Raw genomic sequence first — 11,972 nt, forward strand, 5'->3', positions numbered from 1 at the left:
GGCCCGTACTTTTGGATTTCTCTCCGACTATGAAAAATTAAGAGAATGTGATTTGGCCAAAGGCGGTAGCTTGGACAATGCTATTGTTGTTGATAATTACCGAGTCTTAAATGATGATGGCTTACGTTTTGAATCTGAATTTGTCACCCATAAAGTTCTTGATGCAATAGGTGATTTATATCTGTTAGGTTCCAGTTTAATTGGAGCATTTGAAGGTTATAAATCTGGCCACGAACTGAATAATCGTTTACTACGTGAATTAATGGTCAGACAAGACGCATGGGAATACACGTATTTTGAAGCAGATGATTATCTCCCTATGCAGCCTGAATATTATCCGATTGAAGCTTGATACCCATTAGACTTCTTCATTCCTGTAGTTTTCAGATATCTCTGATTTAACCCCATTTTTTTATGTCTGATCAAGTTGATCTTTTACCATCTAAATAACCCCGTATTCGGGATTATTTACATCTTTCCTCTGAGCGTATCAAGTCGCTCTCATATTTGCACCTTACTTACCATGATACGAACTTAGTGTTCTCACCAGGTGTCGCAAGGCAGTTATTTATTTGGGGCAAATGGGAGAGCCATGTTATCTTGAGCTATTTCAGGATGATCTTTAATGAACTGTTCAATCAGCTCTTTTAAAGCACGATTAGGAATTAATAGATCTGGATTAACCGGCGCTTGAGTTATCGGGGATACTGGTCTTGCTTTCAGAGCTTGAGTTATTGCATTTCTTTCATAGGTATATCCATCTTCACTAATAACTGGATCCGTCATTAATTCCATAGATATGGGGCACAAATACTGATTGGGTATTTCCACCACAACTGGGGCAGCTGGTGCTGGAGCTTCCACTACTTGAGAATGAAACAGGCCATTCATATTCAGCAATTGGGATTGGCTCAATTCAACAGCGGATTTAACGAAGGAGCTGTTAATTAAGTTTTGATAGTACTTTTGTAACGATGAAGCATTTAGTTCGAAACAGTAGGTAGTTTTATCGCGAGCCAGACCGGAATACATCATTACATCCCGCCCCAAATCATTACACACTTTTTCTGTCAGAGCGGTGAAGTCTGCTTGTTTGGCGTTGGGTGGAAATTTAAACATAATTGATTGCAGAGGTCCTGATGATTCTTTGGTGTTTGGGTTGTAATGTGTTTTACGAAACTCAAGCTTAAGCAAAGGATTTTTAGCAAAACAAAAATTTATTGCTGCCAAATGTTCTTTTTCCAAATCGGTGGGTAGCTTGCATAGAACAGGTTCAGGTATTTGATCCAGATTGATTTCGCATAATTTAAATTTGACTCTAACGACAAAGCCTTGTTCCAAATCAATAAAAAAACCTTGGGTCGTTTTACCAATTTTAAACGTAGGGTTTAATTTTTCCATAAATACAGCGAGCGCCGTTGGATTTTGATGGCAATGAAGGCGGAATGTTTTATTGGGCATTAGCTCTATTTGAAAAACGCTTTTACCACTAAAATCACCTGCTTGCATATTTAGAATTACTTCTAATCCTTCCAAATGCAGCGGATGGACGGATGACGGCATCATTGGGGTAAACAATTTCTGAACTTCAGAACATTTTATCACTTCATGTTTCATTTGCATGGGGTGTACCTCGTCTTTTAAAAAGATAAGTATTGTATTAATTATTTATTACAGAAGTCTTAAGCGCTATTCGCAAAAAGAACACCTCCTTTGTATCGGAGGAGCATGTGTTATCCAAAGATAAATTTATCCTGGAACATCGTTACACAATTTAAATCAGAAGAAGGGATAGATGGAAAAAAGCCATAGTGAATTGATTTTTAGCTATCGCTTCATTAAGGAAAGAAATAAAATTCTTTTGTTCTTATTTCCTGAATCCAGTGGTATAAAATATATATATAATGTATTTGAACCGAAAGGCGCATTCTAGAAAAAGGAGCGGTGGGATGAAATGTAAATTGGGAGTTCTTACTCTTTCTATAATCTGTAGTTCTTTAGGATATGCGGTTAGCCCTGAAGCTGCGAACAATCCATCTAATTATGGTCTTCATAGTGACTGGATTGATAGCAATGTTTCTCCTTCCCAGGATTTCTATAGTTATGCCAACGGTGCCTGGCAAAAAAATAATCCAATTCCACCTGAGTATGCATCGTGGGGGAGCTTTAATCTGGTCAATGAGAATGTTAGAGACATTATTCATCAAATGTTGATTAAGGCATCTGAAAATACCAACGCAAAGCCCGGCAGCATAGAGCAAAAAGTAGGTGATTTTTACTACAGCGGAATGGATGAACAAAGTATTGATAAGCTTGGCATTCAACCGTTAAAACCTGAATTCAGCAAAATAGATGAAATAAAGACACTACAGGATCTGCAAAATGAATTGGTTCATTTACATCACATTGGTGTTGATGCCTTGTTTGGATTTGGTAGTATGCAGGATTTTAAAAACAGCAAAGACATGATCGGTGCCTTGATGCAGAGTGGCTTGGGCTTGCCCGATCGCGACTACTATTTAAAAGACGATCCTAAATTTAAGAAAATTCGTGACGAGTACGTAAATCATATAGGGAAAATGTTTGAGCTATTAGGTGTTACTCCTGATGTTGCTGCTAATAATGCAAAAACTGTGATGGAGATTGAAACCAAATTGGCAACTGCATCTATGTCGCAAGTTGCCCAGCGAGATCCTCATGCAATTTATCATATGACGACGGTTACTGAGTTAGACAAAGCATATCCTAACTTCGCCATCTCAAAATATTTAGCCGCCAGGGGACAGGAATCTATCACGAATCTTAATATGGCCATGCCCGATTTTTTTAAGACTGTGAACAGTTTGCTTACCGATATTAGCCTCGAACAATGGAAGATTTATTTAAAATGGCACTTAATAGATGCTTATGCTTCGTATTTATCAAAGCCATTTGTTGAGCAGAATTTTAAAATGGCTAAGGCCTTAACCGGAACAGAAAAGTTACTACCCCGTTGGAAACGAGTAGTTGCTACAGAAAATGGGACACTTGGATTTGCCATTGGCAAGATGTATGTCGATAAATATTTTTCTGCTAAATCGCGAGAGGAAGTGTTGGATATTTTAAAAAATATTCGCATTGTGTTAGAAGAGGATATTAATTCCCTTAGCTGGATGTCCCCTGAAACACGGGTTGCAGCATTGCAAAAATTAAAGCTGATGGAAGAGCGTGTCGGTTATCCTTCCAAATGGTGGGATTATTCTAGTTTAAACGTTGATAGAGGTCCTTATGTATTAAACGTTATCAGAGCGAATGAATTTTTAATTAATCGTGATCTTGATAAAATTGGTAAACCTATTGATAGAACGGAATGGGGAATGACGCCGCAAACAATTAATGCTTATTACGATCCATCAATGAATAATCTCAATCTGCCAGCAGGAATACTCCAGGCACCATTTTTTGACCCTAACGCCCCTGCAGCTGTAAATTATGGAGCGATTGGTTTTGTGATTGGTCATGAAATGACTCATGGATTTGATGATCAAGGCGCACAATTTGATGGTAATGGCAATTTAAACAATTGGTGGAAACCTAGTGATTTGGCAAAATTTAATAAAGCGACCCAATGTATTTCTGATCAGTATTCAAAGTACGTTGTAGATGGCGATTTGCCGGTTCAGGGGAAATTGGTTGTTGGAGAGGCTACTGCTGACTTAGGCGGAATTACTTTGGCATATAGGGCATTTCATCGTTCTAATGCTTATAAAGATGCCAAAACTATAGATGGGTTTACACCAGACCAACAATTCTTCTTAGGTACAGCGCACGTATGGGCTATGAATATTCGACCACAACAACTGCGCAACCAGGTTACCACCGATCCTCATCCTCCAGCACTGTATCGAGTTAATGGCAGCTTGGCTAATATGCCGCAATTCCAAGAGGCTTTTAATCTTCCTGATGACAGTCCGATGGTGAATAAAAACAGGTGCGTCATTTGGTAATCGCATAGCTAACGCAGATATTTGTTAGAGTTTATTTAGAGGAGTTAGGTGATAGTGCCTGACTCCCTTTTATATTCCCATTGTTACCTTTGCTGATATTCTTACAGAAGGCTGGTATGTCACAACTGTTTCATTAAAAAATGACGTCTTTCCAATCGTAGCGAGGAATCTCCTGCAAAATAGCACAATATCATTAAAAAACTGTTGTCGTATTCCCACATCGATGTTTACAATCATTTTATTCTTGCTCAAATTTCTTGTAAATTCGAGATGATTAAAAGCTATTTTTATCAGTGCACTAACAAAAATCTTATCAGCCTATAGGAGATTCCTCGCTACGCTCGGAAAGACGTACTTTTTATGTATGCTCTATGGTATTTTTAGAATGATTGGGTTGAGCGCTAAGAAGAGGCTCCTGAATAAAGTATGTTACTTATTGATTGAAATAAGAACATCCAATTGCGTCCTTTATGAACAATAGGATAGACTATGTACTCTTGTCCATTAAGGAGAACGTGATGACTAAAGAAGAAATGATTTGTCGTATTATTGGGTATGTAACCAAGAAACCTAGCGCCAAAAAGACTTGTTGCAGATAATGACTCGCGAACTTATCGAACTAAAGCAGTATAAAAATCAGAAAGTAATTACTTGCTTTTGTCACCATCATCCTGAATTTACCCTAGATGATGGTCAGATTTTATTTGAAGATTTATTAAGTTGGTTATGGCTTAACGTTCAAAGAAAGAAACATGGAAAAAATTCTTATCTTTTTGGTCCATTACTGATCTTAGATGAACTTTGGCACACCTTTATTTTGCATACGCGCGACTACATGGATTTTACTCGACATTATTTTGGTGAATACATTCATCATGAGGTTGAACCACTTGGGTCTGAACATGTAATGGAGGAAGAGGAGCTTACTGATTTTCTTCAGGATTGTTTTGTGTTGCTTGATAAGGATTGGGTAGCAAGATGCTTTTCAACTGCCTTACACGATGACACGATAACATCGCCTACTTAGTCCTGAACTAAGAATAAAGCCGTACAGGCGATGATGTGCCATCATTCATGCTTTTACACTACTCTGATATAATGCATCCATTAAACACAATTCATGCTCCTATCGTCTTAAGGGAACAATAAATGTTACATATTGCACTTTATCAACCTGAAATTCCTCCCAATACAGGTAATATTATTCGGCTCTGTGCTAATAGCGGTGCCCAATTGCATTTGATTCATCCTTTAGGATTTGAACTTGATGACAAGCGGATGAGAAGGGCTGGTTTAGATTACCATGAATGGGCTTCTGTGCAGCAGTATGCTGACTGGAATACATTTGAGGAGCAGCATCAAGGGCGTAGAATATTTTGCTGCACTACAAAGACGGATCAGAATTACAGCGATGTGCGTTATGAAGCCGGTGACATTTTGCTCTTCGGTCCAGAAACACGAGGCTTACCAGCTGAGATCAGAGCTAAATATGCCTCCATTCGCATTCCTATGGTTGAAAATAGCCGCAGTCTTAATTTGTCTAATGCGGTGGCTATCATTTTATTTGAGGCCTGGAGGCAACTGGATTTTGCTTGATGCTACATGCAGTTGAAATCTTTAATCGGATAATTGCAGTCGTTCTAATTTAATCTAATTGGTTTTCTTTTACAATTTGTTGGTTATTTTTCGGTCTTTATGTTACAGTGCGTCTTACTTCTTGCGCTTTTAAAGTCGTATTCATAAGGCTTTTGGAATGAAAAATAAAAACGATGTAACAAATGATGGTGATTTCTCTCAAAAGCACTCTAATGGAGCGTCTATCTTGAGAACATCCAGCTTTTTTCTACCAGAAAAACCTATAGTTGATGCCCAACAAGTAGATATAAAAAAACAAGCTACTGAAGCATTTTTATCTGCGTTCAAATCTATTTCAAAACATGATGCGCAACCTGAAATACTATCACAGATTATGGCGTGTTTCGGTTATTATCTCCTTAAATACATTCAACCACCAATTAAGCAATTTGAACAATCATGCTGGCTTTCAGCTAATGCTTTAGTTGAGCATGCATTAACGCTTAATCCAGAGAATCAGTTTGCCAAAGGATGTAAAGATAAAATTTTAAACAGTGATGCAGGTCGAAGATATATTGAACCCAGCATAAAATACAGACGAGATCCAGTTCCGTATGATCATTTTACTGAGCTTTTTGACCGCTCGGTCGAAGACTTCTTAATTGAATTGGACACGATGTACAGCACTTGGCCAGAACAAATGCTGCCAACATTAATTTTTTTATCACAAAAAATAGCACCTTGTTTGTCTTCTCCCCAAGCCAAAGAAACCCTCAATAACTTGTATCTCGATTTTCAAGATCTTCAATGTACTACTGGAACTAACTTGTCTATGCAATATAAATAGCTCTAATTAGAGCGTGTTGACATGCCCTGATTTATTCCTTTTCACCAGTAGCCAAATGTAACAAGGCTTTTTGCAGGGGTTGATAAGTACATTGTTCACTTTCACTGATGATGGTTGCCTTGGCTTTTTCCGTTAATACATGTGCGGATACATTAGTTTTTTCATACGGTATTGCAGTGGCCTCCGCAATAAGAATCTTTATTGATGTCAGCTGATACATACCCGCTTCTTTTCTTAACTTATCGCGAAGTTCGGGTATGGCGTAACGTAATTGTGATGCCCAGGCCGCATTCGTGGTGGAAAGAGTCAGGCATCCCTTGGAAAAATTACCGACATGGCATGCCGAAGCCAGATTTTCTGGCAGCAACTGTTTCACCTTATTGGACAACTCTTCCAATAACATCGAACGTTGGCACAGGTCGAGCAGTTGTTTATTCAGGCACCTACTAATGGAACGCATGTTTCGTCTCGAAAAAATCAGGTTTACTACTGTATTAGATAGTAACATAAAGAAGTAAACTATCGCTAAATAAACTGTTTTATGTGTAGAATAGTGTAACTACCAACAGCGTTATTTTTTGGAACAGGTACAGGTGAGGAATGGCAGAAACAACAACTGAAAGTAATGTTATCTATTTTACCAGATTGCATTGGGTTATCTTTTTTGGACCACTCCTGGGATTTTGGATTACTGTCGCGCTTTATATTTATATTGTTGAATTAAGACAAGTAAGTCTTGTTTTAATGATTTTTGCACTAATCTGGATAGTCATGACCTGGTTTACGTATTATTTTTCCTCTATCACTATTAAGAAAAAACAGGTTATTTTACGGACTGGCATCATAGTAAGGCAAACGGTTGATATACCATTAAGTAAAATTGAAACCATCGACATTCGCCAATCCATTTTGGGGAGCTTGTTACGATACGGTGCTTTAGTTATTACAGGAACCGGGGGAACCCGCCATTTAATTAATTTTCTACATCATCCGTTAACTTGTAGACGATACATTGAACAATTAATGAATGATCCGCAATGAGGACAGAGAGGTCAAGTTCCTGATGCTAACGCGTATCAGGAACTTTATCTGGAAATATTCCTAGTGTTCCTTTGTAAAAATCTCTGTTAGTTACACTAATCTCTCCAGAAAATGGGTAATCAAAATTTATTGCTAACGCCAGATTCAAGCCGAGTAAGCCAGAAAATAAGAGCACAGGGGTGAGGTTTATTAGTGTATCTTTTCCCCTGATTAAACCAACAATGATAGCGAGAAATATTGAGTATGCCCAAACCGTATTGATTAGAGTTTTAGGAATGATGCTGTCTATTTTACTTAATCTATCCCTGCGAGCCTGTAACAGATCATTAAAATCAACCGTCATCAAACCGTGATACAATTTATCCTGATAAGAAGTGGGTTGTAAATTTTGAATCTCAGTATTTAATTTTTCTAAACTGATTCGTGCTGCATCACTTTCCTGTCCCTGGCGCATCGTTTTCCATTCGTCTACTCGAACATCAGAAGCATATTCGGCTACTGCTTTTTGAATTTTTTCCTGGTCAGTTTTTGGAAAAACATTGACATTTCTAAGCAGAACAGACAGGCAAGCTGCTTCCTTGGATGTAGCATTTCGAGCTTCTTGTTGATAATTCCAGGTATTAATAATAATGAAGGCTAGCAGCACAAAAAAACCACTGGCTAATATTCCCATTAGGGTGTTTGTTAATTTGATGTGCGCTATATCTGCAGTAATATGAAGCCAGGAGTCTGATAAGCGTGAGAAGAGGTAAGTAATTGCCATAAAGGTCAACATTAAAAATATTACTAAGAAGCTAAAGGGGATATTATTTATTATTGTTCTAAACATTTAAGCTCCTTATCCTGTTAGAGTCGGATATATTACATAGTATAGCTATTATGATTTTTATTGCTGGCTGAAATGCATGGAGGAAGCAACATATGTGGGTGTATTTACTAATGGTTGTTTTGCTTCGCCAAAATGGGCAGATTTATGAGCACTGATGTGCATGAATCAGTCCATTTTGGCTAATACAGGAAGGTGCTAGTCTTCTTCTTTATGGGAATAACCACAACCTTCTTGAGGGCATAGAATTTGACGTCCAAACTTCTTGCTTTCTTTTACGGTAAGGATAGGCCAGGCACATTTAGGACATGGTTTATCAATAGGTTCATTCCACAATGCATAATCGCATTTTGGATAGTCGCCACAAGAATAGAAAATTTTACCTTTTCTTGATTTACGCTGCAGTATCTTTGCATGATTACACTTGGGGCAGCTTACTCCAGTATCCGCTGGTTTTTCTAATGGTTCCATATGCTTACATTGCGGATAATTGCTGCAACCTATAAATCGACCATAACGCCCGGTTTTAATATGCAGAACACTGGAACATAAAGGACAATTTCTTCCCTCGACAATCTCAGGTTCATTCTTTTCATTATCCTGTCCACTCATATCTTGAGTGTAATCGCATTCAGGATAGCCAGTACATCCGATAAAGCGACCGCGTTTTCCAAGGCGAATAGACAGAGGCTTCTGACATTTTGGGCATTGTTCTTCCAGAACTTCAGTGGTCACGTCTTTACGTTGCACCTGCTCATCCGTGGTTTGAATTTGTCCCACAAAAGGAAGCCAAAACTCTTCTAGTACAGGTATCCATTCCTTTTCACCTCGAGATACAGCATCCAGTGTGTCTTCAAGGCCTGCTGTGAATTTATAATCAACATAACGAGTAAAATACTGGGTCAGAAAACGATTGACTATACGCCCCACATCAGTTGGCTGGAATCTCTTTTTATCAACTATCACATACTCTCGTTGTTGCAGTGTGTGAATTATCGCGGCATAGGTCGACGGTCTGCCAATATCATATTCTTCCAGCGCTTTTACCAGGGTTGCTTCAGAATATCTTGGGGGCGGTTCTGTAAAGTGTTGATTGGCTACCAAATCGGTTATTTTTACCTTCTCACCGACGGTAAATGGCGGAAGAATGCTTCCTTCCCCATCTTCGTCTTTAGAATCATCGCGTCCTTCTTCATAGACGGTGAGGAAGCCGGGAAAAGTGACCGTAGAACCGTTAGCTCGAAACAGAGTGCCTTCACCGCAGCTAAAATCTACTGCAACGGTGTCCATAATCGCATCTTCCATTTGACAGGCCAGCGTACGTTTCCAAATTAAGCTGTACAATTTAAATTGATCGCTGGTTAGTGCTTCCTGTACCATTTCAGGAGTACGTTTGATGGAGGTGGTTCTTATCGCCTCATGAGCTTCCTGGGCATTTTTTGATTTTGTTTTGTAGACTCTGGGAGTACTGGGACAATTGTCTTTACCATAGCGTTGCGTGATGTACTCACGAATTTCATCTATTGCTTCGGTAGCCAGGTTTACAGAGTCAGTACGCATATAACTGATAAGACCAACTGTGCCTGTTCCAATATCAATACCTTCATACAACTGTTGTGCAACCATCATCGACTTGCGAGCAGTGAATCCTAGTTTTCGAGCTGCCTCTTGCTGTAAGGTCGAGGTAATAAACGGGGGCGATGGCTTGCGTTTACGTTGTTTCTTTTCAATGTGTGTAACAGATAAATAACCTTGTGCTGTCTGTATCAGATCATTTTTAATCTGTAGTGCCTGTTTTTCATCTTTAACCGTAAACTGTTGAATTTTTTCATTTTTATATTGAGTTAATCGTGCTTCAAATCCGGTCTTTTCATGCGAGCATTGCGCGAGTATTTTCCAGTATTCCTGGGAAACAAAGCGTTCTATTTCCTCTTCGCGTTCGACAATCAGTCGAAGAGCGGGGCTTTGAACCCTACCGGCGGAAAGTCCACGTCGGATTTTTTTCCAGAGTAAGGGAGAGAGATTAAAACCAACCAGATAATCCAGTGCTCTTCTTGCTTGTTGGGCATTAACCAGATCCATGGAAATAGTTCGAGGATTATCTATTGCATCCTGAATTGCTGCTTTGGTAATTTCATTAAAAAAGATCCGATGCACTGCTTTATCTTTTATAAGATTTCGTTCTTTCATCAATTCAAATATGTGCCAGGATATGGCTTCTCCCTCTCTATCGGGGTCGGTTGCGAGCAAGAGAGAGTCTGATTTTTTAAGCGCTTTAGCTATGGTTTCAATGTGGCGTGCATTTTTATCGATAGGGGCGTATGTCATGTGGAAGTGGTTATCCGGATTTACAGAACCTTTTCGTGGAGGTAAATCACGAACGTGGCCATAGGAGGCCAATACTTCATAATCGTTGCCCAGATATTTTTGTATGGTTTTAGCTTTTGCAGGTGATTCTACGATCACCAAGTGTTTACTCATATGAAATAAACCTTCTTTTTAATGTAATGTTAGTTCTTCTTCTGTTTGGTATAGCACAAGATCCAGAAAAGCCAATTGATCTTCATTCATATGGTTCTGCAAAACGTTCCTTATTGCCCATTTTGTTTCTTCTAAAGTGACAATTCGGGAGTCAGAACATTGCAATTCAGAAATGATCAACTCAAAAAAACTTTCATCAATTACATTCCATAATTTCATACGCATAAGAAATTGATAGCTGGCTTTCGTCAATTTCATTTGTTCTTCATAGGTAAAAACACGGGTAGAGCTGTTTTGAGCATTCCTGACAAACAATAGTTGTTCTTCAGCTTCTTCGATTTCGCTTTTATCTGAGTCTTCTTGTAAGCCCGGTTCTTTTTTAGTATGGCTTTTTTGGAGTTGAGTCAGACTTGTTTCAAATAAATTCAATAACATTTCAAATAAGTTATCTTTCATATTAACACCTTATGTAGCCACCGGGCACTGTTCTGACAGTACCTTGTAATTCTAATTCTGCAAGCTCGCCAGTAACTTGTTCAATGGTATATCCACTACGTACTATGATTTGATCGATGCTCGTCAATTCAAAACCAATGAACTTTACTAGGTTTTCATTCCCGCTGGCAAGGGAAATAATGGGTTTATCAACAGTTAGATGACTGGAGTCAATTCTAAGTTCCTCCAGTATATCCGTTACTGATGTGACCAGTTTAGCTCCTTGCTGTAACAAATGATGGCAGCCTCTGGCCAATGGATTATGGATTGATCCAGGAATAGCCAAAACATCTCTATTTTGCTCCAAGGCCATCTTGGCCGTTATTAACGAACCGCTCTTGATTGCTGATTCAATAACCAATGTGCATAATGATAAACCGCTTATTATACGATTTCTGCGTGGAAAATGTCCAGCGATTGGTGGACTATTTAATGGGAACTCACTAATCAGGAGGCCATTTTGAGGTATTTGTGCTGCTAATTTGCTGTGCCGGCGTGGATAGATGCAATTGATTCCTGTGCCTAACACCGCAATTGTCTTTCCTCCTGCTTCAACACAACCCATATGGGCTTGGCCATCGATACCTAAAGCTAATCCGCTGACAATAGTGACTCCATGTGTTGAAAGTTCTTTGGCAAAGTTCTTTGCATTTTCACAACCGGTAATCGAGGGATTTCTGCTGCCAACCACCGCTAAAAGAGGTTGTTCGAGCGCTGACAG

The 11,972-nt window shown here is 38.9% G+C and carries 12 protein-coding genes; 6 read left to right on the forward strand and 6 right to left on the reverse strand.

The window, feature by feature from the left end; translation table 11 throughout:
- A partial coding sequence (locus Q0495_RS15255; protein WP_298627809.1) for a UDP-3-O-acyl-N-acetylglucosamine deacetylase occupies positions 1-352 on the forward strand: 352 nt, incomplete at its 5' end.
- A 212-nt stretch (positions 353-564) separates the two neighbouring features.
- On the opposite strand, the gene Q0495_RS15260 is transcribed toward Q0495_RS15255, so the two are convergent.
- Complete coding sequence (locus Q0495_RS15260; protein ID WP_298627811.1) at positions 565-1,623, reverse strand: U-box domain-containing protein; 1,059 nt, start codon at positions 1,621-1,623, stop codon at positions 565-567.
- A gap of 326 nt (positions 1,624-1,949) precedes the next feature.
- Between Q0495_RS15260 and Q0495_RS15265 the strand changes: the two genes are divergently transcribed.
- The 4 genes from Q0495_RS15265 (at position 1,950) to Q0495_RS15280 (ending at position 6,408) form a co-directional block, all read left to right on the forward strand.
- Positions 1,950-3,986 carry a M13 family metallopeptidase gene (locus Q0495_RS15265; RefSeq protein ID WP_298627813.1) on the forward strand — a complete coding sequence of 679 codons (2,037 nt, stop codon included), beginning with the start codon at positions 1,950-1,952 and terminating at the stop codon, positions 3,984-3,986.
- A gap of 598 nt (positions 3,987-4,584) precedes the next feature.
- Positions 4,585-5,013: a hypothetical protein gene (locus tag Q0495_RS15270; RefSeq protein ID WP_298627815.1), complete on the forward strand. Its 429-nt coding sequence runs from the start codon at positions 4,585-4,587 to the stop codon at positions 5,011-5,013.
- Positions 5,014-5,135: 122 nt separating this feature from the next.
- A complete protein-coding gene (gene trmL / locus Q0495_RS15275) occupies positions 5,136-5,582 on the forward strand; it encodes a tRNA (uridine(34)/cytosine(34)/5-carboxymethylaminomethyluridine(34)-2'-O)-methyltransferase TrmL (RefSeq protein ID WP_298627817.1) in 447 nt (148 codons plus the stop codon).
- 157 nt (positions 5,583-5,739) lie between these two features.
- A complete protein-coding gene (locus Q0495_RS15280; RefSeq protein ID WP_298627819.1) occupies positions 5,740-6,408 on the forward strand; it encodes a hypothetical protein in 669 nt (222 codons plus the stop codon).
- Between the two features lie 31 nt (positions 6,409-6,439).
- On the opposite strand, the gene Q0495_RS15285 is transcribed toward Q0495_RS15280, so the two are convergent.
- Complete coding sequence (locus tag Q0495_RS15285) at positions 6,440-6,868, reverse strand: DUF721 domain-containing protein (protein WP_298627821.1); 429 nt, start codon at positions 6,866-6,868, stop codon at positions 6,440-6,442.
- 140 nt (positions 6,869-7,008) lie between these two features.
- Between Q0495_RS15285 and Q0495_RS15290 the strand changes: the two genes are divergently transcribed.
- On the forward strand, positions 7,009-7,449 hold the full coding sequence (locus Q0495_RS15290; RefSeq protein ID WP_298627823.1) for a PH domain-containing protein: 441 nt from the start codon (positions 7,009-7,011) through the stop codon (positions 7,447-7,449).
- Between the two features lie 25 nt (positions 7,450-7,474).
- Here Q0495_RS15290 and Q0495_RS15295 read toward each other — a convergent pair whose 3' ends face one another.
- From Q0495_RS15295 to dprA, 4 genes are all read right to left on the reverse strand, one after another.
- Positions 7,475-8,278, reverse strand: a complete 804-nt coding sequence (locus Q0495_RS15295) for a DUF4239 domain-containing protein (RefSeq protein WP_298627825.1) — start codon at positions 8,276-8,278, stop codon at positions 7,475-7,477.
- Positions 8,279-8,473: 195 nt separating this feature from the next.
- On the reverse strand, positions 8,474-10,756 hold the full coding sequence (topA, locus tag Q0495_RS15300) for a type I DNA topoisomerase (RefSeq protein ID WP_298627827.1): 2,283 nt from the start codon (positions 10,754-10,756) through the stop codon (positions 8,474-8,476).
- 18 nt (positions 10,757-10,774) lie between these two features.
- Entirely contained in the window at positions 10,775-11,212 is a 438-nt protein-coding gene (locus tag Q0495_RS15305; RefSeq protein ID WP_298627829.1) for a DUF494 family protein, read from the reverse strand.
- Between the two features lies 1 nt (position 11,213).
- Positions 11,214-11,972, reverse strand: a 759-nt coding sequence (gene dprA / locus Q0495_RS15310; protein WP_298627831.1) for a DNA-processing protein DprA, incomplete at its 5' end; no start/stop codon positions are given.

Source organism: uncultured Legionella sp. (assembly GCF_937871865.1).
Lineage (GTDB): Bacteria > Pseudomonadota > Gammaproteobacteria > Legionellales > Legionellaceae > Legionella.